Origin of the sequence: Hyphobacterium sp., assembly GCF_965217055.1 — a bacterium.
In the GTDB taxonomy this organism is placed as follows: Bacteria; Pseudomonadota; Alphaproteobacteria; order Caulobacterales; family Maricaulaceae; genus Hyphobacterium.
In genome coordinates this window covers 1,322,444-1,342,699 of sequence record NZ_OZ244227.1, presented here as the reverse complement: position 1 = coordinate 1,342,699, position 20,256 = coordinate 1,322,444, and the positions used below count along the sequence as shown (strand labels likewise).

The 20,256-nt window shown below is 64.0% G+C and carries 25 protein-coding genes; 11 read left to right on the top strand and 14 right to left on the bottom strand.

The window, feature by feature from the left end:
- Nucleotides 1-52 precede the first annotated feature (52 nt).
- The 3 genes from ACOOFN_RS06745 to ACOOFN_RS06735 all read left to right on the top strand — a co-directional run bounded on the left by ACOOFN_RS06745 (nucleotide 53) and on the right by ACOOFN_RS06735 (nucleotide 2,294).
- Complete coding sequence (locus tag ACOOFN_RS06745) at nucleotides 53-490, top strand: hypothetical protein (protein ID WP_420434961.1); 438 nt, start codon at nucleotides 53-55, stop codon at nucleotides 488-490.
- 96 nt (nucleotides 491-586) lie between these two features.
- Nucleotides 587-1,048: a hypothetical protein gene (locus tag ACOOFN_RS06740; protein ID WP_420434959.1), complete on the top strand. Its 462-nt coding sequence runs from the start codon at nucleotides 587-589 to the stop codon at nucleotides 1,046-1,048.
- A gap of 67 nt (nucleotides 1,049-1,115) precedes the next feature.
- Nucleotides 1,116-2,294, top strand: coding sequence for a dipeptidase (locus tag ACOOFN_RS06735; protein WP_420434957.1), 1,179 nt, complete (start codon nucleotides 1,116-1,118; stop codon nucleotides 2,292-2,294).
- A 15-nt stretch (nucleotides 2,295-2,309) separates the two neighbouring features.
- Here the strand turns inward: ACOOFN_RS06735 and ACOOFN_RS06730 are convergent, their stop codons facing one another.
- Nucleotides 2,310-3,653 carry a hypothetical protein gene (locus ACOOFN_RS06730; RefSeq protein ID WP_420434955.1) on the bottom strand — a complete coding sequence of 448 codons (1,344 nt, stop codon included), beginning with the start codon at nucleotides 3,651-3,653 and terminating at the stop codon, nucleotides 2,310-2,312.
- Nucleotides 3,654-3,720: 67 nt separating this feature from the next.
- Between ACOOFN_RS06730 and ACOOFN_RS06725 the strand changes: the two genes are divergently transcribed.
- The 5 genes from ACOOFN_RS06725 to ACOOFN_RS06705 all read left to right on the top strand — a co-directional run bounded on the left by ACOOFN_RS06725 (nucleotide 3,721) and on the right by ACOOFN_RS06705 (nucleotide 7,723).
- On the top strand, nucleotides 3,721-3,990 hold the full coding sequence (locus ACOOFN_RS06725; RefSeq protein ID WP_420434953.1) for a metalloregulator ArsR/SmtB family transcription factor: 270 nt from the start codon (nucleotides 3,721-3,723) through the stop codon (nucleotides 3,988-3,990).
- A complete protein-coding gene (locus ACOOFN_RS06720) occupies nucleotides 3,987-4,676 on the top strand; it encodes an SdpI family protein (protein ID WP_420434951.1) in 690 nt (229 codons plus the stop codon). The genes ACOOFN_RS06725 and ACOOFN_RS06720 overlap by 4 nt, the downstream gene beginning before the upstream one ends.
- 62 nt (nucleotides 4,677-4,738) lie before the next feature.
- Nucleotides 4,739-5,971, top strand: a complete 1,233-nt coding sequence (locus ACOOFN_RS06715; RefSeq protein WP_420434949.1) for an argininosuccinate synthase — start codon at nucleotides 4,739-4,741, stop codon at nucleotides 5,969-5,971.
- A gap of 74 nt (nucleotides 5,972-6,045) precedes the next feature.
- Nucleotides 6,046-7,329, top strand: coding sequence for a hypothetical protein (locus ACOOFN_RS06710; RefSeq protein ID WP_420434947.1), 1,284 nt, complete (start codon nucleotides 6,046-6,048; stop codon nucleotides 7,327-7,329).
- A 121-nt stretch (nucleotides 7,330-7,450) separates the two neighbouring features.
- Nucleotides 7,451-7,723, top strand: coding sequence for an usg protein (locus tag ACOOFN_RS06705; protein WP_420434945.1), 273 nt, complete (start codon nucleotides 7,451-7,453; stop codon nucleotides 7,721-7,723).
- Between the two features lie 2 nt (nucleotides 7,724-7,725).
- On the opposite strand, the gene ACOOFN_RS06700 is transcribed toward ACOOFN_RS06705, so the two are convergent.
- Nucleotides 7,726-8,085, bottom strand: coding sequence for a hypothetical protein (locus ACOOFN_RS06700; protein WP_420434943.1), 360 nt, complete (start codon nucleotides 8,083-8,085; stop codon nucleotides 7,726-7,728).
- 138 nt (nucleotides 8,086-8,223) lie between these two features.
- Between ACOOFN_RS06700 and ACOOFN_RS06695 the strand changes: the two genes are divergently transcribed.
- Nucleotides 8,224-8,748 (top strand): CC0125/CC1285 family lipoprotein, encoded by a 525-nt coding sequence (locus ACOOFN_RS06695; protein WP_420434941.1) that lies wholly within the window; start codon nucleotides 8,224-8,226, stop codon nucleotides 8,746-8,748.
- On the opposite strand, the gene ACOOFN_RS06690 is transcribed toward ACOOFN_RS06695, so the two are convergent.
- The gene (locus ACOOFN_RS06690; RefSeq protein WP_420434939.1) at nucleotides 8,745-9,446 is read right to left on the bottom strand and encodes a sulfite exporter TauE/SafE family protein; all 702 of its coding nucleotides are present in this window, start codon (nucleotides 9,444-9,446) and stop codon (nucleotides 8,745-8,747) included. The genes ACOOFN_RS06695 and ACOOFN_RS06690 overlap by 4 nt on opposite strands.
- Before the next feature lie 109 nt (nucleotides 9,447-9,555).
- On the opposite strand from ACOOFN_RS06690, the gene ACOOFN_RS06685 reads away from it, so the two are divergent.
- Nucleotides 9,556-10,335 carry a DUF2189 domain-containing protein gene (locus ACOOFN_RS06685; RefSeq protein ID WP_420434937.1) on the top strand — a complete coding sequence of 260 codons (780 nt, stop codon included), beginning with the start codon at nucleotides 9,556-9,558 and terminating at the stop codon, nucleotides 10,333-10,335.
- A gap of 1 nt (nucleotide 10,336) precedes the next feature.
- Here ACOOFN_RS06685 and ACOOFN_RS06680 read toward each other — a convergent pair whose 3' ends face one another.
- Genes ACOOFN_RS06680 through ACOOFN_RS06670 form a run of 3 tightly spaced genes read right to left on the bottom strand, consistent with a single transcriptional unit; the run spans nucleotide 10,337 to nucleotide 11,531 of the window.
- Nucleotides 10,337-10,708, bottom strand: a complete 372-nt coding sequence (locus ACOOFN_RS06680; RefSeq protein WP_420434935.1) for a VOC family protein — start codon at nucleotides 10,706-10,708, stop codon at nucleotides 10,337-10,339.
- 14 nt (nucleotides 10,709-10,722) lie between these two features.
- Nucleotides 10,723-11,127, bottom strand: a complete 405-nt coding sequence (locus tag ACOOFN_RS06675; RefSeq protein WP_420434933.1) for an MAPEG family protein — start codon at nucleotides 11,125-11,127, stop codon at nucleotides 10,723-10,725.
- On the bottom strand, nucleotides 11,124-11,531 hold the full coding sequence (locus ACOOFN_RS06670; RefSeq protein ID WP_420434931.1) for a hypothetical protein: 408 nt from the start codon (nucleotides 11,529-11,531) through the stop codon (nucleotides 11,124-11,126). Before ACOOFN_RS06670 ends, ACOOFN_RS06675 begins: the two co-directional genes overlap by 4 nt.
- 67 nt (nucleotides 11,532-11,598) lie before the next feature.
- On the opposite strand from ACOOFN_RS06670, the gene ACOOFN_RS06665 reads away from it, so the two are divergent.
- A complete protein-coding gene (locus tag ACOOFN_RS06665) occupies nucleotides 11,599-12,195 on the top strand; it encodes a TetR/AcrR family transcriptional regulator (protein WP_420434929.1) in 597 nt (198 codons plus the stop codon).
- Here ACOOFN_RS06665 and ccoS read toward each other — a convergent pair.
- The 8 genes from ccoS to ccoN are packed head-to-tail and all read right to left on the bottom strand — an operon-like array spanning nucleotide 12,192 to nucleotide 20,032.
- Complete coding sequence (ccoS, locus tag ACOOFN_RS06660) at nucleotides 12,192-12,374, bottom strand: cbb3-type cytochrome oxidase assembly protein CcoS (RefSeq protein ID WP_420434927.1); 183 nt, start codon at nucleotides 12,372-12,374, stop codon at nucleotides 12,192-12,194. The genes ACOOFN_RS06665 and ccoS overlap by 4 nt on opposite strands.
- Entirely contained in the window at nucleotides 12,374-14,536 is a 2,163-nt protein-coding gene (locus ACOOFN_RS06655) for a heavy metal translocating P-type ATPase (protein WP_420434925.1), read from the bottom strand. The genes ccoS and ACOOFN_RS06655 overlap by 1 nt, the downstream gene beginning before the upstream one ends.
- Nucleotides 14,524-14,982: a FixH family protein gene (locus ACOOFN_RS06650; protein ID WP_420434923.1), complete on the bottom strand. Its 459-nt coding sequence runs from the start codon at nucleotides 14,980-14,982 to the stop codon at nucleotides 14,524-14,526. Before ACOOFN_RS06650 ends, ACOOFN_RS06655 begins: the two co-directional genes overlap by 13 nt.
- Nucleotides 14,982-16,463 (bottom strand): cytochrome c oxidase accessory protein CcoG, encoded by a 1,482-nt coding sequence (gene ccoG, locus ACOOFN_RS06645; RefSeq protein WP_420434921.1) that lies wholly within the window; start codon nucleotides 16,461-16,463, stop codon nucleotides 14,982-14,984. Before ccoG ends, ACOOFN_RS06650 begins: the two co-directional genes overlap by 1 nt.
- 40 nt (nucleotides 16,464-16,503) lie before the next feature.
- Nucleotides 16,504-17,418: a cytochrome-c oxidase, cbb3-type subunit III gene (gene ccoP, locus ACOOFN_RS06640; protein ID WP_420434919.1), complete on the bottom strand. Its 915-nt coding sequence runs from the start codon at nucleotides 17,416-17,418 to the stop codon at nucleotides 16,504-16,506.
- A complete protein-coding gene (locus ACOOFN_RS06635) occupies nucleotides 17,411-17,599 on the bottom strand; it encodes a cbb3-type cytochrome c oxidase subunit 3 (RefSeq protein ID WP_420434917.1) in 189 nt (62 codons plus the stop codon). Before ACOOFN_RS06635 ends, ccoP begins: the two co-directional genes overlap by 8 nt.
- A 10-nt stretch (nucleotides 17,600-17,609) precedes the next feature.
- Nucleotides 17,610-18,365: a cytochrome-c oxidase, cbb3-type subunit II gene (gene ccoO / locus ACOOFN_RS06630; RefSeq protein WP_420434915.1), complete on the bottom strand. Its 756-nt coding sequence runs from the start codon at nucleotides 18,363-18,365 to the stop codon at nucleotides 17,610-17,612.
- Nucleotides 18,366-18,376: 11 nt separating this feature from the next.
- Complete coding sequence (ccoN, locus tag ACOOFN_RS06625) at nucleotides 18,377-20,032, bottom strand: cytochrome-c oxidase, cbb3-type subunit I (protein WP_420434913.1); 1,656 nt, start codon at nucleotides 20,030-20,032, stop codon at nucleotides 18,377-18,379.
- Nucleotides 20,033-20,256: the final 224 nt, after the last annotated feature.

Genomic DNA, 20,256 nt, shown 5'->3' with positions numbered 1-20,256 from the left:
CCGGAAGACAGCTAGGTTGCCCCGCGCGGGGGGATATCAAGGGGGAAAACACATGAACCGAACGAACTGGCTTTGGCGCCGCGCCTTGCGTCCGGCTCTCGCCTACATCGTGGCGGCAATCGTGGCGGCGCTCGCCATTGCCCTTTTCTTCTACGGCCTCTCGCTGGCCGAAGGCGGGGACGAGCTGACGGCCCAGGGCGTCGGGTCCTTCCTTGCGATCTCCGGCTTTCTCGGCCTTTACGTTGCGGCATTCGCGGCGATCCCGACCATTATCCTGGTCTGGCTGATCCGGATTGTGGAATTGCCGCGCGGCTGGACCGATGCCGTAGCCGGCGCAATCGTCGGTGCAACCATGATCCATCTCCTCGCCTTCGGCGCCTCGAGCATTGGCGAACCCCCCAGCCCCCTCAACCTGCTGTTTGCCGCCGGTGGCCTGGCTGGCGGTCTTGCCTATTGGTTGGCAGCGGGCAAACCGCGCCCGCCCTATTGAACGGCACCGGTCAGCAGGCCGGCGAGAAATCTGCGTCAATCGGCGGGATTGGCGCCTCCGTCAGGTCCGTTGATCTGACAATCGAAAGGACAGGACATGGTGCGAATTGACTGGATCTGGCAGCGCGCGCTGCGTCCGGTTTTGGCCTTCCTGCTCGCGGCGATCGCCGCCGCGGCTAGCATTTCCGGCGTGTTCTACGGGCAGGCGCTGATCGAAGGCGACGAGGCTCTGACGGCTGAAAGCCTTGGCGGCTTTCTCGGCCTGTCCACGGTTCTCGGCCTCGTTATCGGTGCCATCATCGCAATACCCACATTCGCACTGGTCTGGATTTTCCGATGGGCGAACGTGCCACGCGGCTGGACCGATACGCTGGTCGCAGCCCTGCTTGCCGCGCTTGTCATTCATCTCATGGCATTCGGGAGTTCCGGGATAGGTCACGCGCCCGGCGCCGTGAACCTCCTGTTCGCCGCTGGCGGCGCGATCGGCGGCTTCATCTACTGGCAGCTCGCCGGCCGGCCGCGCCCGCCTTTTGCCTTCAATCGTCCCGCGAACGCGTAACGCAGACCGCTTGCCGGGCAGGCCTTGCCGGGCCTAGCTTCGCACACTGGTCGGAGGAGACGCCGAAATGCGCACAATGATAAAATGGGCCGGACGGGTCATTCTCATCCTGGCTCTGGCGGCGGCCGGCGCCTTCTTTCTCGTTCTGCCGCCGCGTGTCGACAATGATCTGAATGCGGTCGTGCCGCACGATCCCTGGCCGGTATCGGCCGAGGCGCAGGCCCTGCACGACACGCTGCGCGTCGCCGATCTGCATTCCGACCTGCTGCTTTGGTCGCGCGATCCGTTGCGCCGCTACGATCGGGGTCATACCGATCTGCCCCGTCTGCGCGAGGGCGGCGTGGTGCTGCAGGTCTTCACCTCGGTCACCAAGACGCCGTCAGACATGAATTACGAGACCAATGATTCGACCAGTGACGACATCACCCTGCTGGCGATTGCCCAGCGCTGGCCGGTGGATACCTGGGGGGCGCTCTTCAATCGCGCCCGTTTTCACGCCCGCCGCCTGCACCGGGCAGAAGCGCGCTCCAATGGCGATTTTGTGGTGGTCGAAACCCGCGATGAATTGAGCGCTGCGCTGGCGGCACACGAACAAAATCCCGGTCTCGTGGCAGGCATTCTCGGCACGGAGGGCGCGCACCCGCTGGAAGGCGAGCTCGCCAACATTTCGCGCCTTCATGATGAAGGCTATCGCGTCGTCGGCCTGCAGCACTTCTTCGACAATGAGCTGGGCGGCTCGCTGCACGGCATGTCCAATGCCGGATTGACGGCTTTCGGCCGCGCGGCTGTGCGCGACCTTCTGGAGCAGGGTTTCATCATAGATGTTGCCCATTCTTCGCAAGCCGTCGTCCGCGAAGTTCTCGACATGACCGACGCGCCGCTGATCGTCTCGCATACCGGCGTACGCTCGCTGTGCGAGACGCCGCGAAACATTCCCGATGCCTTGTTGGCCGAGATCGCGTCACGCGGCGGGCTGATCGGCATCGGCTTCTGGGCGGACGTCACCTGCGATGATACGCCGGACGGTATCGCCCGTGCCATCCGCTATGCCGCGGATCGGTTCGGTGTCGGCGCGGTGGCGCTGGGGTCCGATTATGACGGCTCGATCACGGCGCGCTTCGATGCTTCGGAGATGGCCGCGCTCACCCACGCCCTGCTCGCTGCCGGCGTGAGCGAAGCCGACATCCGCGCCGTCATGGGCGAAAACCAGATTCGCTTCTTTCTCGAGAACCTGCCGCCGCAATAGACGGCGCTGCCCGCTCTAGCGGCAGGATTGCGCAAACAATCCTTCCGCCGCCATGCCGATGGCTTCCAGCGCTTCGGGCGCCATGGCGTGCGGCGCATTGGCATATTCCTGCGGAAGGCCGGTTTCGGCGCTCTGGAACAAATGATTGACGCCCTCGAGGATCGCCACCTCGGTCGGCAAGCCCTCGCGCGCCGCCAGCAGCCGGTCTCGATTGGGCTCGGCCAGCACCTGCAGGTCGCGCCCGCCGAACAAAGCGCGCACCGGTCCGTCATAGGCGGTCATGGCCGGGCCGGGATCGAGATCCAGCGCGGCGATCGCATAATCCTGCCCCCACATTGCCCCCTGTTGCTGCGCGGCCGCTTCCGGAAAGCCGAGCTCGACCAGCGCAGCGGTCAATGCTGCGGCATGGTCCTCGACTGCCGGATCGCGCATGACGCTGAACATCGCATCCTGCAGGGCGCGATTACGGTCGGCGGCCGCCTGACCCCCTCCCGACGCCAGGATGATCGCCTCGGACTGCTCATAAAGGATCTCGGCCATGGGGCCGTGCTGTCCGGCCAGCGACAGGATGAAGGCGGGATTGTCGCCGTCGGCACCGAGGAATGCGATCATTGCGCCTTCGGAATGCCCGAGCGCGCCGACACAGCGCGCATCAACGCCTTGCGCAGACCGCAGCGCTTCCAGCGCGGCGGACGCATCCTCGGCAAGCTCGAGCGGAGAAGCCGGTGCTGGCGCCGTCGAGCCGCCAATTCCGCGATCGTCCAGCCGCAGCGTGGCGATGCCGCGCCCCGCCAGCGCCTCGGCGAGCACGGCGAACACCGGCTGACCGGCCACATTGGCATCCCGGTCCTGCGATCCGGAGCCGTTGAGCATCAGGATCGCGGGATGCGGACCGTCGCCCGCGGGCAGACGCAGCGTTCCGGCAAGCTGGCCGCCCGCCGTTTCGACGATGAAATCATCTGCCGCCTCGCCATTTCCGGCGAACAGATTGCCACGCACCAGGGTCAGCGGCAGCGTCGCCCCGCCCTGCGCAAACGTGCCCGAAAGCTCGTCATCGCCGGTCCGCTCTAGATCGATGGCAGCCCCGACGCTGGAGACATTTCCCGCAAAGCCCGATGCGTCCTGCCGCGTAATGTCCAGCGGCAGGCGGGCCTGGTTCTGGTCGAGGCTGATCAGCACGGCGTTGTCGCCTGCCACTTCCAGCAGCAGGCGCAATTGCGGCCCGCCCGTGTCGAGCGTGCCCGACCATTCGCCGTCATAGGCCGCGGCCTCGGCCGTCTCGGAGACAGACGCGTCCTCGGCCGGATCGGCACAGGCCGAAACCGTCAGGGAGAACAGGAACAGGACAAACACGCGCATGATCACCTCTTTCGTCAGATCGCTAATTAGCCTTGACGCTAATTAATATTGATGTCAATGCGAGGCCATGAGCGATGTCTTCAGGGCGCTGGGCCACCCGGTCCGCCGCCAGGTGCTGAAAAAACTGCGCGACGGGCCGATGACGGCGGGTGAGCTTGCGGGCGCCTTCCCCGTCTCCAAGCCGACCATGTCAGGCCATTTCAATGCTTTGAAGGAGGCGGGCCTGGTTCTCGCGGAGCGCCATGGCACCACGATCCGCTATCGGCTGAATGCCGGCGCCGCAGAAGAAGCCATCGCGCTCTTGATGGACCTCATCGGAAAGGAAACCGAGACATGATCCGACTGGGATTGCTGATTTCGCTGATCGCCTTCGCCATCGCCGTGGTGTTCTCCGCCTATGGCTGGATCAACACCGAACCGGGCGCCCAGGTTCCGGTTCACTTCGACCTGTCGGGCGAACCCGATCGCTACGGTTCGAAGGCCGAGGCCTTCCTTTTCCTCCCTGCCCTGTTGCTCGGGATCACCTTTCTCCTCTCGATCGCGCCGGAAATCGATCCGCGCGGCAAGAATGTCCGCCGCTCGCGCCCGCTCTACATTGTCGGCTGGATCATCGGTGTGGTGGCCATTGCCGGCGGCCAGGGCCTGATCACCTGGACGGCGCTCGGCGGCGGCCTGGACGGACCGGCGATGGCGCGCAGCGTGGCGGTGTTCATCGCCCTGATCCTGATCCTGATCGGCCTGGTCGTCGCCAAGGCGCGGCCCAATTTCTTCGCCGGTATCCGCACGCCCTGGACGTTGTCATCCGACCTTGCCTGGGACAAGACCCACAGATGGGCCAGCCGGCTCTACCTGGTCGTTGGTCTTGCGGGATTGGTCGGCGCCTTCACCCTGCCGCCCGAAGCCACGGCCATCGCCTTGCTCGCCGGCCTGCTCGCCGCCACGCTGGGTCTCGTCATCTATTCATGGTGGGTCTGGAAGCATGACCCGGCGCGCGAGACACTGACGCCGGACGAGGCTGATTGATCGCTTGCGCGCCCTAGGCCATGCGATAGTTTTCGCCCGAACAGGGTTTCGGGAGGCGCAGCATGACGCGCAAGATCAACCGGGTCGTCCTCGCCTATTCCGGCGGGCTGGACACATCCATCGCGGTGAAATGGCTTCAGGAGGCCTATGACGCCGAAGTCGTGACCTTCACCGCCGATCTCGGCCAGGGCGAGGAGATCGAGCCGGCGCGCGACAAGGCACTGGCGGCAGGGGTCAAGCCGGAACACATCTTCATCGAGGATATGCGCGAGGAATTTGCCCGCGACTACATCTACCCGATGGTCAGGGCCAATGCGGTCTATGAAGGGCTTTATCTGCTCGGCACCTCGATTGCCCGCCCGCTGATCGCCAAGCGCCTGGTCGAGATCGCCCATGCCACCGGCGCAGATGCCGTTGCGCACGGCGCCACCGGCAAGGGCAATGACCAGGTGCGGTTCGAATTGGCCTTTGCCGCCCTCGATCCGGGCCTGCACGTCATCGCGCCCTGGCGCGAATGGGATCTGACCTCGCGCACCAAGCTGATCGCCTATGCCGAGAGCCGTGGGCTGCAGGTCCCGAAAGACAAGCGCGGCGAGGCGCCCTTCTCGGTCGATGCCAATCTCTGGCACACCTCTTCGGAAGGCAAGAATCTCGAGGATCCGTCCGCCGAGGCCTTTGAGGACACGTTCCAGCGCACGCTCGCCCCGCAGCTCGCGCCGGACGAGGCGGAACATGTCGTCATCTCCTTTGAAAAAGGCGATGCGGTCGCCATCAATGGCGAGGCCCTGCCGCCCGCCGCCCTGATCGAGAAGCTCAACGAGATCGGCCACGGCCACGGTATCGGCCGGCTCGACCTCGTCGAAAACCGCTTTGTCGGCATGAAGTCGCGCGGCATCTATGAAACGCCCGGCGGCACCATCCTGATGGCAGCGCACCGCGGCATCGAGCAGATCACGCTCGATCGCGGCGCCATGCATCTCAAGGACGAGCTGATGCCGAAATACGCCAAGATCCTCTATGAGGGCTTCTGGTTCTCGCCGGAGCGCGAAATGCTTCAGGCCGCGATCGACCTGTCCCAGAAATATGTGACCGGCGATGTCCGCCTGCGCCTGTTCAAAGGCTCGGTCAATGTCGTCGGCCGGCATTCGCCGGCCTCGCTCTACAGCCTCGAACACGTCACCTTCGAAGAAGACGATGTCTACGACCAGAAGGATGCGCAGGGCTTCATCCGCCTCAATGCGCTGCGCCTGCAGCTGATGGCAGCGCGAAGAAAGCGTCTCGGCGAGAACGAATAGACCTCACCGAAATGTCAGATGCGCAGCACGCGCAAATATCGTCCTATACCCGCCCGCCAATCTGTGAGTTTTCCATGATCCGTTCGATTGCCGCATTGTGCCTCTTTGGCTCCGCCGCCTATGCGCAGGAGGATCCGGCACCGGTCAACCCTGCAGAGACCTCCTTCGCCTTGCGCCATGAAGCCCAGAGGGCGGTCGAAGCCGGTGACTTTGAAACCGCACGGCGGATGATGGACGCGGCCCTGGGCCTGCAGCCGGCCAGCCCGGCCGTCCTGTTCGGAAGCGGGCAGCTCGGCATTCTGTCCGGCGATGACGAATTGCTGATATCCTCGCTCGAGCGCGCGGCCGCGGCCGGCATTTATCTCGACATGGCCGCATTGGGCGAGCACGCCGACCGGCTGCGCGAAACCATGCCGGATCGGTATGCGGAACTCGACGCGGCACTGGCCCGCAATGGCGGGTCCGTCGGCCAGGCCGAGCGGGCGCTGATCGTCGATGTGCCGGACAGCCTGATCGAGGGCGTCGCGGTCGAGATCGAGACCGACCGCTTTTTCCTGTCCGACGTGATCGGCCGCCAGGTCCTGGTCGTCGAGCCTTTTGACCGCACGCAGGCCAGCGTGTTCGCGGACGCCGGGGACGGGTTGCAATCCGTGTTCGGCATCGCCGCTGACGATGTCAACCGCGTCGTCTGGGTGGCCACCGGCGCGCTGCCGCAAACCCCGCTGGACGATGGCGAGGACGCCACAACGGCGCTGGTCGCGCTCGACCTCGTGACCGGCGATCTCTACCGCCGCTATGAGCATGAGACCGCGGACCGCATCGCCGACATCGTCACCCGCGATGGCATCGTCTACGCCGTCGATTCCGGCGCCAACCGCATCTATCAGCTGACCTCGCTGTCGGGGTCGCTGGAAATCCTGTCCGAGGACCGGCGCTTTTCCAGCCTGCAGGGCGCCGCGCTCGCAGATGGCGCGCTCTATGTCGCCGATTACGCGCTCGGCCTGTGGCGGGTGGACCTCGCCGATGGCACGGCGCGGCTTGTCCGGCCGGGCCAGGAAAGCCTGCTCGGCATTGACGGCCTGTCGGCGACCCGCGACGGGCGGCTGATCGCGGTGCGCAACGGCTTCAACCCTAACGCCGTGTTCGCGATCGACCTGACCGATGACGGGCTTGGTGTTGCCGGCACCGAAATCCTGCTGCGCGGCCATGCCGATTTCGGCGAACCGACCTTGCTCGACGTACAGGACGACCGCGTCTTCGTGGTTGCGAATGCGCCGTGGGCGTTGTGGCCGAACGATGGCGACGGACCGACCGAATCAGTGCCGCCACTGGTCGTGCTCGAATACGATCTCGACTGACTGGCAGCCGGGCGCTTCGTGTGCTGACAGTCTAAGGTTCAGAAATCCTTCAGCAATTGTATGGCATGATCTAAACTACAGATGCCGGGCAACGGCTTCCCCGGCGGAAGGGAGGTCAGACATGCCAAGCGATCAGGGTTTCGTCAGCCAGCTTGCCGGTGCGCGGCTCACCACGGCGGAGATCTATTACCACATGCCGGATCATCCCGGCCTGCTTCAGAGTTTTGTCTGGCAGACGCTGGACATGGCACCGGACTATCCGCGCCTCGTCAAATTCCTGGATTTCTGGAAGCGCGAGATCGAGGCCGTCATCCATTCCGTGCGGGTTGCCCATGCCGGGCTGATCACGCCGTCGGACTGGCGCGGCATCGACGTCGATCTGCGCCTGCAATAGGCCTAGCCGGCGTCGCCGTCCTCGGCGTCATCCGCGATGTCGCATTGTTCGCGCATGCCCGGTTCGGCGGCGGCCATTTTCTGGCCGATGGCCATGATCCCGCTCATGTCGAGACCGTGTTGCGCGGCAATCGACAGCATTTGCTGCGGATCCTCACGCGAATCCGATCCCATCATTTCCAGCATGAAGGCGATCTCATTGTCTTCGAGCGTGTCGACGATCACCCCGGCGGCACAGGCGCATTGCACGGGATCATTGCCTTCGTCGACGCATCGCGACGTCATGTCATCCTGCGGCGTGAGGGCATTGGCAGTGGCGAAAAGGGCGACGGCTGCGACGCCGCCGGCGAAAATACGGAACATGGGACAATCCTTTGTGGCACTGGTTCAGCGCGCATCGTTGCACGATCGCAGCGCCGCCTGAATGGGTTTCTCTGGAAAATCCGCAGTCGACGCCCCATAATCAATCCGTGCAGGGACAGTGACACAAGGAGACCACCCATGCGGATCACCGCACTCTTGATGATGGCCGGGCTACTGCTCGCGGCCTGTGCCACGCCCACCCCCTACCAGGCGTCCGGCAGCGATGGCAGCGCCTACGGCTATTCCGAACAGCGTATCGAGCGCGATCGTTACCGCATCACCTTTTCCGGCAATTCGCTGACCGACCGCGAGACCGTGGAGACCTACCTCCTGTACCGCGCGGCCGAGCTGACGCGCGAGAACGGCTACAATAACTTCACCGTGGTCACCCGCGCGACCGACGAGGAAACCCGGTCCTGGGGCGGCGATCCCTATTATTCCCGCTTCTATGTCGACTATCGCTACTACCACCCGCGCTGGGGCTGGTATGGCTGGCACGACCCGTTCTGGAACGACACCCGTTATCGCGAAATCACCCGCTATGAAGCCAGCGCCGAGATCGTGATGGGCCGCCGCCCGTCCGGCGATCCGGCCAATGATTTCAATGCCGGCGAGGTCTTGCGCAATCTGGGACCGGACATAGTGCGCCCGACCGTGGGTTAGCCCGGCACCCGGCACAGCGCTGCGATTACTTCCGGCGGAACGGCCAGCATCGCCAGGCCCAGCAAGGCGATGACAAATCCTGACACCAGCCGGAAACGGGCTTTCCGTCCGGAGCGTTCGAGCCAGTTGATGCCGAGCGCGGTCACGGTGACGGAGGCCAGCGTGCCGACCCCGAAACCCAGCATCACCAGCGCGCCCGACAGCGCGCTACCGCTCAGCATGGCATAGAGCAGGGCCGCATAGACCATGGCGCAAGGCAGGGCCCCCCAGGCCAGGCCGGCGAGCAGTGGCGAGGCCGGGCCGATAACCAGCGCCGGGCGCATCACGAGCCGTGTGACCGGGGCCAACGCCCGGTCGAGCCGGGCTATTCCGGGCAGCCAGCCCGTCAGGGAGAAGCCGATCCAGACCAGCATCATCGCTGCGCCCCAGCGGAACACCGCCTGGGCGGCGGAAAAATCCATTTGCGCGTAGAGCGCGGTCCCGGCGAAGCCCACTGCGCCTCCGGCGATCACATAGGCCAGGACCCTCCCGGTCTGGGCCGCCATCAGCACGCCGGTCCGCGTGCCGGTATCGGTCGACGGTGACAGGCTGAACATCAGCCCGGAGGCGATGCCGCCGCACATGCCGGCGCAATGCAGGCTCGACGCCAGCCCGGCGATCAGGCCGCCGAGGAAACTGATCTCTGCCAAGGCTTCCATACCGCTCACAATGCCGCTAGTTCTGCCTCATAGAAAGCGCGGCGTTGTGCCGCTGGGCGGGGCGGGGCCTATAGCCCTATTCTATTTGCGGTTACCTGGGGGAAAACGCATGGCAGCTGTCGAAATTAACGAGATCCGGCCGGGCGCGCCGATGCGCTGGCTGAAAGCGGGCGCAAGTGATTTGAGCCGAGCGCCTTTCGTGTCGATCGGATACGGGTTGATCTTCGTGGGGGTCGGCGTGCTGTTATCGCTTGGTCTTTTTGTCATCGGCTGGTCGGCCTGGATCCCGGTGGCGCTGTCCGGCTTTGCCCTGATCGCCCCAATGTTCGCGGTCGGAATCTACCAGGTCTCCAAGCATCTCGACGAAGGCAAGTCTGTGACCTTCAGCGATCTCTGGCTGGTTTCTGGCGAGAAGATCAGCCAGGTCGCCTTCCTCGGCCTGCTTCTCGTCATTCTGCTCCTGGGCTGGGCGCGAATTGCCCAGTTTCTCTACGCTTATTTCGCGAGCCAGGACTATACGACCTTTGCCGGCTTCACCGCGTGGATACTCGGCGATCCCGCCGGCCTTACCATGGCCGTCGTCGGCACCGTGATCGGCGCCGCACTGGCGCTCGCAGCCTTCGCCATTTCGGCCATTTCCTTCCCCATGTTGATCGATCGCGAGATTGACGCCGCCACCGCCCTGATCGCCTCGGTCACCGCGGTCCGCCGCTATCCGTTCGCCATGCTGACATGGGCCTGGCTGATCGCCTTCTGGACGATCATCGGAACCGCCTTCTTCCTCATCGGTCTGGCAATTGTCTTCCCCTGGCTCGGTCATGCCAGCTGGCGTGCCTACCAGGATGCGTGCACGGACGTCGGGCCGTCAGCGCGGCTCGCCGCTGCCTGATCTAGACGTGCTGATCGATAAGAATGGTGTTCCCGTCAGGGTCCTGGATCACGACGCTTGCCGGGCCCGACCCGTCTTCGTCGGTCTCTGAGATCAGCGCGATGCCCTTCGCCTTGAGCGCTTTCTGAATGTCCCGCACATCGGTGAAATCATCGAGTGCCTGACCGGCGCGGTCCCAACCCGGATTGAAGGTCAGGATATTGTTCTCGAACATGCCCTGGAACAGGCCGATCGTGCTCGTCTCATTGCGCAGGATCATCCAGCCGTGATCGGTCTGGTCGTGAAACACCTCGAACCCGAGCGCTTCATAGAAGGCGCGCGACGCTGCAATATCCTTGACCGCCAGGCTGACGGAGAAATTGCCAAGTTCCATGATGTATATCCTTTCTAGAAGAACAGGTCGGACAAGATAACGAGCACGCCGATCTGCGCGGCCATCCAGCAGGCCGGACGGATACCCGCCGGCGCAAAGGCATAGGCAGCGACATAGGCCTGGCGGCCGATCACGAAGATCCAGGCGCCCCAGCCGGCGAGATCCGACGCCTCGCCCGCCGCGTGGACCAGGAAAACCGCCGCTGCGAACTGCGCGAAATTCTCCAGCCAGTTGCCATAAGCCCGGGCGATCCGGCCGGCCAGACCGTCAGGCGTACGCGGCTGTTCGCGATTGCCGAGAATATAACTTGGTCCCAGCGCTTTCAGCGACAGAATGCTCGACATCGACAAGTGCGCGATACCGAGCACGATGGCGGCCAGAAGCGCCCACAGGTCAGCGCTGATAACCGGTACCGTCATGTCGCCGGGCCTTTCGGCATGACCAGCTTGGCGATCGCCGCCACCAGCAGACACAGCACGCCCATGACGAGCCCGCCGACCGGCGCGAACAGCGTTGTCCAGGCGGCGGCTGAAAAGCCGAGCGGAACCGCGATCTCCGCGTACTCAGGATTGTTGTCGAAATAGGTATCGATGAAAATCGCCTGGAGAAGGACGGCCGAGAGCGCGGCGAGGAAGCCGGCGGCAAATGCGGTCCACATCGCCGCCCGCCTTGTCCTCACCGCACTCGCGACCCCGATCACCAGAATGGCCGCCAGCGCCACGTAATGCTCCAGCCCCTGGATCAGCGCAAAGATCGTTGCCGCGCCGAACAAGGGTCCGGCGAGGGCGAGTCCTGCGGCGGTCTTCCAGTCGATCGTGACCATGTGAAAAGTTCTCCCGCAGCAACATTTGACCAATTGACGAAATGAGTCAAATAGTTTTTATGAGGGTATGCCGCGCGCCTTCAACAGCCATGAGAGTGATCGCATCCGGGACGCCATCCGGGCCTGCGGCCGCGACCTGTTTGCGCGGCGTGGCGTGTTGGCGACGACGATTGCCCAACTCGCCAGTGCCGCCGGCATCGCCAAGGGGTCGTTCTACAAATTCTATCCCGGCAAGGAGGCGCTTTTCCTCGACTTGCTGGAAGAGGCACACGAAGCGCTGCGCACGCCACTGACCATCCCGGTCTCGACGCCCGGCAGGGCTGAACTGGCTGCGAAGCTGGCGGCCTTGCTTAAACAATCCTTCGAGGATCCGCTGATCTCGATCCTGTCTGACAAAAGCGAAGCTGATGCGATTCTCCGCCGCGTCCCGGCCGACAGGCTGGCCGCCCATCAGGAGACCGATCGCGCCTTCATCGAACGACTTATAGCGGCATGGGCTCAGGATCCCGGCGCAGCGGATCGCACCGAGATCGCGGCCCGGATGACAACGGCCGCCATGGTTTGCATGAACCGCAAGCTTTTCGGAGACGCATTGTTCGCGCGTGCCTTTGCCGCGGCCGTCGAAAGCCTCGTCGACTGTTTCTTCCCGCGCGATAGCGGCTAGCGCTTATCCCCTTCCGCATCCTCGTCCGGCAGCGGCGTATCGTCATCGTCGATCAGTATGCGCTGGGCGGCGCCTTCGAGATCCTCGTATTGCCCCGAGCGCAGCGACCACAGGAACGCGCCGAGCCCGACAAGCCCCATGCCCAGCGCGATCGGAATGAGGAAAATCAGGACATCCATCAGCGCGCGAGCCTCAGCGCGTTGAGTGTCACCAGCAGCGAAGAGGCGGACATGGCAATGGCAGCGACCAGCGGTGTGACGAATCCGAAAACCGCCAGCGGCACGGCGATCATGTTGTAGAGCGCCGCGAGGCCGAAATTCTCGAGCACCCGGCGCCGCGCCTTGCGCGCGACAACGATGGTTTCGGCAATCGCCGGTAAACGATCCCGCTGGATCACGAAATCTGCCGCCGCCTGGCTGATATCCGATGCGCTGGCCAGCGACATCGAGACATGCGCTGTCGCCAGTGCAGGCGCGTCATTCAGCCCGTCGCCGACCATCAGGACGCGTCGTCCCGCCGCCCTCGCCTCGTCCAGCGCAGCAATCTTTTCCGCCGGCTTCAACCCGGCCCGCCAGCGCGGCATTGCCAGCGTCTCCGCCATGCCGCGAACCGCGGCTTCGTGATCGCCCGACAGGATTTCAGCCGGCAGGCCGAGCGCCTCGACGGCCCGCACGCTCTCTGCCGCTTCGGGCCGTTGGCGGTCCGAGAAGGCAAACCGGACCGGTGTTCGGTCTCCGCGCTGCAACCAGACTTCCGACGCGGTATCGCATTGCGTTTCCAGGCCGAGCCAGCGCGCCGATCCCAGTCTCACCGTCTCGCCATCGATCTCGGCTTCCAGCCCGCCGCCGGGCACTTCGGTCACATTCGAGGCTGCCTCGCCCATACCCGCCGGATCGGCGATGGCGCGCGACAGCGGGTGGCGGCTGGTGCGGGCAATCATCGCCGCCAGTTCGAAATCCGCGTCGGCAATCTCGTCCCGATTGACCAACTGCGGCTTGCCCACGGTCAGCGTCCCGGTCTTGTCGAACGCAGCCGAACCGGCTTCCGCAAGCCGTTCCAGCGCATCGCCGGATTTGACCAGCACACCGGCGCGGTAGAGCCGGCCCGACGCCACCACCTGCACGGCCGGTACCGCGAGCCCGAGCGCACACGGGCAGGTGATGATCAGCACCGCGATCGCATTGATGATCGCCGTACGTGGTTCGGCTCCCGCAATCAGCCAGCCGATCACGGTCAGCGCGGCCAGCCCATGGACGATCGGGACATAAAGACGGGCGGCATGATCGGCGAGGCGGACATAGCGCGAGCGGCTCTGCTCGCCGGCCTCGACCAGCCGCGTGATCTCCGCCAGCAGGCTGTCCTCCTTGCGGGCGGTGGCGCGCACGGTCAGCGGCGCGCCCAGATTGACCATGCCGGAAAAGATCTCGGTCCCGGGAGCAGCTTCCAGAGGCCGGGTTTCGCCGGTCACCAGCGCCGCATCGAGCTGGCTGGTGCCACTTTCGACTTCGCCATCGACGGCGACCTTCTCACCGGCCGCAATCAGCAGCCGGTCGCCGGGCCGGATCTCGCGCGCGGGGACCGCCTTGATGTGGCCGCCGGTTTCGATCCGGTTCGCTGTGGCCGCCTGCATCGCCGCTAGCCGCCGCGCCGCCGCCCCGGCCTTGGCCCGCAACCGGCTGTCCAGCCAGCGTCCGATCAGCAGGAAGAAGAGCAGCATCGCCGCGGCGTCGAAATAGGCTTCCTCCGCGCCGATCAGCGTTTCATGGATGGACAGGCCGCAGGCCAGCAGCACGGCCAGCGAGATCGGCACGTCCATATTGACCTGGCGATGCTTGAGCGCGCGCCAGGCCGACGAAAAGAAGGGCCGGCCGGAATAGGCGACGGTTGGCAAAACGATGATTGCCGACAGCCAGTGAAAGAAATCCCGTGTCTCCGGCGTCATGTCGACCGCACCGGACCAGACCGAGACCGAAAACAGCATCACATTGGCGGTCGCGAACCCGGCGACGGCCATGGCCTGCACCAGCCGCCTTTCCTCCTGGCTGGCTGTATCGGCTCCGGTTTCAGGCTCGAATGGGGTGGCCGGGTAACCGATCTCGGAGAGCTTCCGGACCATGGCGTGCGCCTGTCCCGCAGCGCCAGACCAGGCCAGCGACAACCGCCCGGTCGACAGGTTCAAACGCGCTTGGCTGACGCCGGGAAAATCCCGCATCGCGCTTTCGACGCGCGAAATGCAGCCGGCGCAGTGCACGCCCGACACCAGCAAGTCCATTTCACGATGGCCGTCCTTGTCGCGGACAAAGGCCTCCGGATCGATGGCACCGGCGTCTAGCGCAGCCATACATCTTGCTCCAGTTCAAAGGGCGGGCCTTCGGACGTTGAGACCACCAGCGTCCAGCGTCCGCGCGGCACTTCGAAAGCCTGGGCGTAGCGGCCCGCTTCCGTCTCCGTCAGCGTCAGGGGCAGATCCAGCGTTGCATCGGCCGGATGCCGGAGGCGTGCATCGAGCCTTAGCCCGCTGACCGGATCGCCGCCGGCATCGCAAATATAGAGGATGACACCTGACGGCGCGATTATGCTCGAAGCGCCCCATCCGATCTGAACCTGAAGGGCCCGTCGCTCCAGCACATCATTGTAATTGATGCCTTGCACATAGGAGCGCGGCTCGTCCTCACCGCGGAAGGTGCGCAGCGCCGTGGTCACGAAAAACGCGTCGACCGCAATGATGATGCCGAAGAACACGATCAGCGCGATCAGCACATGCCGGCCCTTGATTTCCTTGATCATCAGCGTGCCCCGGTCAGGAAGACAGTATCCGCCGTCCGGCTTTCATCGGAGCCCTGTGGACGGAGGGTGAAGGTAACCGGCTGATTGGCGGCCGTCACCGCTTCCGGCGACAGTGTCAGGAAAATACGGAAATCCTGGGTCCGCTCGGCCGGCACATCGACGGTCAGGCCGCGCGCGGCGTTCTGGCCCAGAATGCGCCAGTCGAGCCCGTCCGGTCCATCGATGTCGATCTCGTAGGTCGCGTCCGCATGCGTGCGGTTGATGACTTTCAGCGTGTAGCCATTGCGTACCGACCCGTCCGACAATTGCACGAAGTTCGGATTGCGGTCGCGCGTCACATTGACGTCGAGACTGGCCCGCGTCGTCAGCCCGGCGAGCATGATCGTGCAAGCGATCGCGAGCGACAGGCCATAGACGAGCACGCGCGGCCGCAGGAAGCGGTAGACTGGCGCCTGGCCGGCCTGCCGGCGGTCGATATTGACGTCGGTGTCATAGGCGATCAGCCCGGTCGGGCGGTCGACCTTCTTCATGATGTCGTCGCAGGCATCGATGCACAGCGCGCACTGGATACATTCGAGCTGCGACCCGTTGCGGATGTCGATTCCCATCGGGCAGGCCGCCACGCACGCCTTGCAGTCGATGCAATCGCCGCGGCCGTCCCAGGGCTCGCCCTTCTTGTGCGCGCCGCGCGGTTCGCCCCGATCGACCCGGTAGACGACGTTCAGCGCGTCGCGATCGGTCATCGCCGCCTGGATCCGCGGCCACGGGCACATATAGGTGCACACCTGTTCGCGCATCGTGCCGGCCAGCGTATAGGTGGTGAAGGTCAGAACGCCGAAGAACAGGTAGGCCGAGATCGGCGATCCGCCGGTGAAGAAATGTGACAGCGTGTCATAGGCGTCGTGGAAATACAGGATCCAGGCGCCGCCGGTCGCCGCCGCAATCAGCAGCCAGACAGCATGCTTGCCGGCCTTCCGCCAGGCCTTGTTGAACGACCATTTCGCGCGATCGAGCTTGATCCGCTTGTTTCGGTCACCCTCGAACAGGCGCTCGACCGCGATGAACAGATCGGTCCACACAGTCTGCGGGCAGGCATAGCCGCACCACACCCGCCCGAACAGCGCCGAGACGAGGAACAGCGACAGCGCGGCGATGATCAGCAGGCCGGAAATGTAATAGATTTCCTGCGGCCAGATCTCGATGAAGAAGAAATAGAAACGCCGCCCCTCGAAATCGACGAGCACGGCCTGGTCCGGGGCCGAGGGGCCGCGATCCCAGCGCAGGAAGGGAATGAAGTAATACGCCCCGAGTGCGACGATCATGAACACCCATTTGGCGAGCCGGAACTTGCCGTGCACCAGCTTGGGATAGATCGGCTCGCGCTTCTTGTAGAGTTTGCGCTTGACCGGGTCGTTGACCGCTTCGACATCGACTTGCCGAACGCCGTCGGCGGCCTGGGGGGAAGAGGGGGCCGTGCTCATTTGTTTATAATGCCTCTAAAAAGGCGAAAGGAGGATGTGGCTATTCGCCCGCCGCACCCTCGCTTGTATCTGCGCTCTGCCCGCCGCCGAGCGAATAGACATAGGTGGCCAGCGCCGTGATCGTCGGATCATCGAGCCGCCCTTCCCAGGCCGGCATGACGCCGTACGGGCCGCGCCAGATCGTGGTCTCGACCTGTTCCGGAGAGCTCCCATAGAGCCAGATGGCATCGGTCAGATTGGGCGCGCCCTGGCTGGGATCGCCGGTACCGTCCGCGCCATGACAGGTCGCGCACTGCGCAGCGAAGATCTCGCCGCCCGCTTCGAGCGCCGCGGCGTCAAAGCCGGTTTCACCCGAAAGGTTGAGCACATAGTCGCGCACTTGCCGGATCTCCTCGCGCGACAGGAGCCCGTCCGCGCCATAGGCCGGCATCTGCGAGAAACGCGTCTCGGGATGATCCGCCCGGATGCCGACCACCAGCGTGTGGCGGATATCGTCGAACGTGCCGCCCCACAGCCAGTCATCATCATTAAGATTGGGATAGCCGGCAAAACCCTGCGCACCGGCACCATGGCAGGTTGCGCAGAAATTCCCGAACGCCGAATCGCCGGCCGCCAGCGCGAACCGGAACAGGACCGGGTCGGCCTCGATCGCCTGATAGCTCCCCGCCGCCTGCAATTCACCGTAGAGTCCCGAGCGCGAAGCCTGCAGCGCATCCATGTCGGCGGCCACATTGACCCGTTCCGAATTGCCGACAACGCCTTCGGTATGTCCCTGCAGGCCAGGCGGAGCCGGCCAGGCCGGCATCAGCACCCAGTAGACGACCGACCAGACGATCGACGTGTAGAAAACCCACAGCCACCAGCGCGGCAGCGGATTGTCCAGCTCCTTGATACCGTCCCATTCATGACCGGTCGTTTCGGTGCCGGTTTCCTGATCGATTTCCTTGTCAGTCATCGCGGTCATCCTCTTTCCCGTCCGCACCGGTCGGGCTGTCATCATTCAGCGGCATGCGCGCCGCGGCATCGAATTTTTCGCGGTTCTTCGGCCACAGCGCGTAGACCAGCACGCCGATGAACACGGCGAAGAAGAACAGCAACCCCCAGGTCTGTGCGAAGCTGGCGAGAGATTCGTACATTCCGCCGCCCCTAGCGCTGGTTGGCCTCGGCCTCCGGCTCGTAGGTGGAGAAATCCACCATCGTGCCGAGGACCTGCAGATAGGCGATCAGCGCGTCCATCTCGGTGATCGTGTCCGCATTGCCGTCAAAATTGCGGATCTGCGCTCCGGGATAGCGGGCGATCAGATCGTCATAGCCGGACGAGAACTCGTCGACCTGCGCTTCCAGGTCGGCGCGGGCATTCTCGATCGCCGCGTCGGAATAGGGCACGCCGAGGAAGCGATTGACCCGCAAATGCGCCTCGATCGTCGAATAATCGAGCGCCGCGTCCTGCAGGAAGGCATAGGGCGGCATGATCGATTCCGGCACGACGGACTGCGGATGGATCAGATGATCGCGGTGCCATTCATCCGAATAGCGCCCGCCAACCCGCGCCAGGTCTGGCCCGGTCCGCTTCGACCCCCACTGGAAGGGGCGGTCATACATGCTTTCCGCGGCCAGCGAGTAATGCCCGTAACGCTCCACCTCGTCGCGCAGCGGGCGGATCATCTGCGAGTGGCAGTTATAGCAGCCCTCGCGCATGTAGATCTGCCGGCCCATCAGTTCCAGCGGCGTGTAGGGCCGCACCCCGTCGACCTCTTCGATCGTCGAGTTGAGATAGAAGAGCGGTGCGATCTCGATCAGCCCGCCAACCGAGATGGTCAGGATGATTCCGACCGTCAGGATCAGCGAGTTCTTCTCGAAGAACTTCTGGTGCAGGCTCTGCTTTTCTTGTGTGTCAGCCATTATCCCTGCTCCTATTCCGCCGGGATCGCACGGGGTTGCGGCGTGACCACATCTTCGGTCTCGCTCACATCGCCCTTGATCGTCTTGTACATGTTGAACGCCATCAGCAGGGCGCCGAGCAGGAAGAGAAGCCCGCCAGCCGCGCGGATGATGTAATACGGGTGCATCGCCTCGACCGTCTCGATGAAGGAGTATTCGAGGAAGCCGAGATCATTGTAGGCGCGCCACATCAGGCCCTGCGTGATGCCCGACGGCCACATCGCTGCGATGTAGAGAAGGATGCCGATCGTCGCGAGCCAGAAATGCCATTCGATCAGGGCGCGGCTCCACATGCCCTTGCGCTTCCATAGCCAGGGAATCATGCAGTAGAGGGCACCGAACGAGATCATGCCGACCCAGCCCAGCGCGCCGGAATGCACATGGCCGATCGTCCAGTCGGTATAGTGCGACAGCGCGTTGACGGCGCGCACACTCATCAGCGGACCTTCAAACGTCGACATGCCGTAGAACGCCACCGAGACCACGAGCATCCGCACGACCGGGTCGGTGCGCAGCTTGTCCCAGGCCCCTGACAGCGTCATCAGCCCGTTGATCATGCCGCCCCAGGACGGCATCCACAGCATCACCGAGAAAGTCATGCCCAGCGTCTGCGCCCATTCCGGCAGTGCCGTGTAGTGCAGATGGTGCGGGCCGGCCCAGATATAGATGAAGATCAGCGTCCAGAAGTGCACGATCGACAGCCGGTAGGAATAGACCGGCCGCTCGACCCGCTTCGGGATGAAATAATACATGATGCCGAGGAAGCCGGCGGTCAGGAAAAAGCCGACCGCGTTGTGGCCATACCACCATTGTGTCAGCGCATTCTGCACGCCGGCAAAGACCCGGTAGCTGAACGAACCGAACGGATCGACCGGGATCGACAGATTGTTGACGATGTGCAGCACCGCGATCGTCACGATGAAGGCAAGGTAGAACCAGTTCGCCACATAGATGTGCGGCTCCTTGCGCTTCCACAGCGTTCCGAGGAAGACGCCGAGATAGGCGACCCAGACAATCGTCAGCCAAATGTCAGCATACCATTCCGGTTCGGCATATTCCTGCGCCTGGGTGACGCCCATCAGATAGCCTGTCGCGGCGATCAGGATGAAGAACTGGTAGCCCCAGAACACGAACCAAGGCCACAGCCCGCCGGCGAGACGGGCCCGGCTGGTGCGCTGCACCACGTAGAAGGAGGTCGCGATCAGCGCATTGCCGCCGAAGGCGAAGATCACGGCCGACGTATGCAGCGGCCGCAGCCGGCCGAAATTCAGGAAACCGAATTGCTCGAAATAGAAGATGTTCGGCCAGGCCAGTTGCGCGGCGATGATGACGCCGACCAGCAGACCGGCGATCGCCCATACCATGGTCGCGATCGCGCCGGCCTTGATGACATTGTCATGATAAAGCCCGCTTTCCTCGAAACGGCCATGACCGGAAAACGCGTTGACCAGCAGGGTCAGTCCGACAACGAACCCGCCCAGCATCAACCAGCCATGCGCGACCATTTGCGGATCGACACCGCGGGCCGCCGCCATCAGGCTCCAGAAAGCGCCGAGAATGCAGATCAGCCCGATCAGCATCCCGTCGAGGCCAGATGACCTCACCGGCATCGCATTCGATTGCGACATGGATTGTCCCCCAGATCGTAAAGTCCCAGCCTGTGCAGAAACCACAGCTAGGGGAAGGTTATCCGGGGATTTCCCACAAAAAGAATGTGGCGTTGTGTCTCACGGCAGCATGCGACCCAAGTTCGAATATTAACCTTCTGCAATGAGTGGCCCTGCGCCATTTGCGGTTTCGCCTTGTGGCGCTAGGGTCCGCGCCAAATTCAGTCCGATATATTGGAGTGCCC

What these genes read in the sequence shown, in the direction of transcription:
- ACOOFN_RS06745 (WP_420434961.1), top strand. Translation starts at nt 53, where the DNA reads ATGAACCGAACGAACTGGCTTTGGCGCCGCGCCTTGCGTCCGGCTCTC.
- ACOOFN_RS06740 (WP_420434959.1), top strand. Translation starts at nt 587, where the DNA reads ATGGTGCGAATTGACTGGATCTGGCAGCGCGCGCTGCGTCCGGTTTTG.
- ACOOFN_RS06735 (WP_420434957.1), top strand. Translation starts at nt 1,116, where the DNA reads ATGCGCACAATGATAAAATGGGCCGGACGGGTCATTCTCATCCTGGCT.
- ACOOFN_RS06730 (WP_420434955.1), bottom strand. Translation starts at nt 3,653, where the DNA reads ATGCGCGTGTTTGTCCTGTTCCTGTTCTCCCTGACGGTTTCGGCCTGT.
- ACOOFN_RS06725 (WP_420434953.1), top strand. Translation starts at nt 3,721, where the DNA reads ATGAGCGATGTCTTCAGGGCGCTGGGCCACCCGGTCCGCCGCCAGGTG.
- ACOOFN_RS06720 (WP_420434951.1), top strand. Translation starts at nt 3,987, where the DNA reads ATGATCCGACTGGGATTGCTGATTTCGCTGATCGCCTTCGCCATCGCC.
- ACOOFN_RS06715 (WP_420434949.1), top strand. Translation starts at nt 4,739, where the DNA reads ATGACGCGCAAGATCAACCGGGTCGTCCTCGCCTATTCCGGCGGGCTG.
- ACOOFN_RS06710 (WP_420434947.1), top strand. Translation starts at nt 6,046, where the DNA reads ATGATCCGTTCGATTGCCGCATTGTGCCTCTTTGGCTCCGCCGCCTAT.
- ACOOFN_RS06705 (WP_420434945.1), top strand. Translation starts at nt 7,451, where the DNA reads ATGCCAAGCGATCAGGGTTTCGTCAGCCAGCTTGCCGGTGCGCGGCTC.
- ACOOFN_RS06700 (WP_420434943.1), bottom strand. Translation starts at nt 8,085, where the DNA reads ATGTTCCGTATTTTCGCCGGCGGCGTCGCAGCCGTCGCCCTTTTCGCC.
- ACOOFN_RS06695 (WP_420434941.1), top strand. Translation starts at nt 8,224, where the DNA reads ATGCGGATCACCGCACTCTTGATGATGGCCGGGCTACTGCTCGCGGCC.
- ACOOFN_RS06690 (WP_420434939.1), bottom strand. Translation starts at nt 9,446, where the DNA reads ATGGAAGCCTTGGCAGAGATCAGTTTCCTCGGCGGCCTGATCGCCGGG.
- ACOOFN_RS06685 (WP_420434937.1), top strand. Translation starts at nt 9,556, where the DNA reads ATGGCAGCTGTCGAAATTAACGAGATCCGGCCGGGCGCGCCGATGCGC.
- ACOOFN_RS06680 (WP_420434935.1), bottom strand. Translation starts at nt 10,708, where the DNA reads ATGGAACTTGGCAATTTCTCCGTCAGCCTGGCGGTCAAGGATATTGCA.
- ACOOFN_RS06675 (WP_420434933.1), bottom strand. Translation starts at nt 11,127, where the DNA reads ATGACGGTACCGGTTATCAGCGCTGACCTGTGGGCGCTTCTGGCCGCC.
- ACOOFN_RS06670 (WP_420434931.1), bottom strand. Translation starts at nt 11,531, where the DNA reads ATGGTCACGATCGACTGGAAGACCGCCGCAGGACTCGCCCTCGCCGGA.
- ACOOFN_RS06665 (WP_420434929.1), top strand. Translation starts at nt 11,599, where the DNA reads ATGCCGCGCGCCTTCAACAGCCATGAGAGTGATCGCATCCGGGACGCC.
- ccoS (WP_420434927.1), bottom strand. Translation starts at nt 12,374, where the DNA reads ATGGATGTCCTGATTTTCCTCATTCCGATCGCGCTGGGCATGGGGCTT.
- ACOOFN_RS06655 (WP_420434925.1), bottom strand. Translation starts at nt 14,536, where the DNA reads ATGGCTGCGCTAGACGCCGGTGCCATCGATCCGGAGGCCTTTGTCCGC.
- ACOOFN_RS06650 (WP_420434923.1), bottom strand. Translation starts at nt 14,982, where the DNA reads ATGATCAAGGAAATCAAGGGCCGGCATGTGCTGATCGCGCTGATCGTG.
- ccoG (WP_420434921.1), bottom strand. Translation starts at nt 16,463, where the DNA reads ATGAGCACGGCCCCCTCTTCCCCCCAGGCCGCCGACGGCGTTCGGCAA.
- ccoP (WP_420434919.1), bottom strand. Translation starts at nt 17,418, where the DNA reads ATGACTGACAAGGAAATCGATCAGGAAACCGGCACCGAAACGACCGGT.
- ACOOFN_RS06635 (WP_420434917.1), bottom strand. Translation starts at nt 17,599, where the DNA reads ATGTACGAATCTCTCGCCAGCTTCGCACAGACCTGGGGGTTGCTGTTC.
- ccoO (WP_420434915.1), bottom strand. Translation starts at nt 18,365, where the DNA reads ATGGCTGACACACAAGAAAAGCAGAGCCTGCACCAGAAGTTCTTCGAG.
- ccoN (WP_420434913.1), bottom strand. Translation starts at nt 20,032, where the DNA reads ATGTCGCAATCGAATGCGATGCCGGTGAGGTCATCTGGCCTCGACGGG.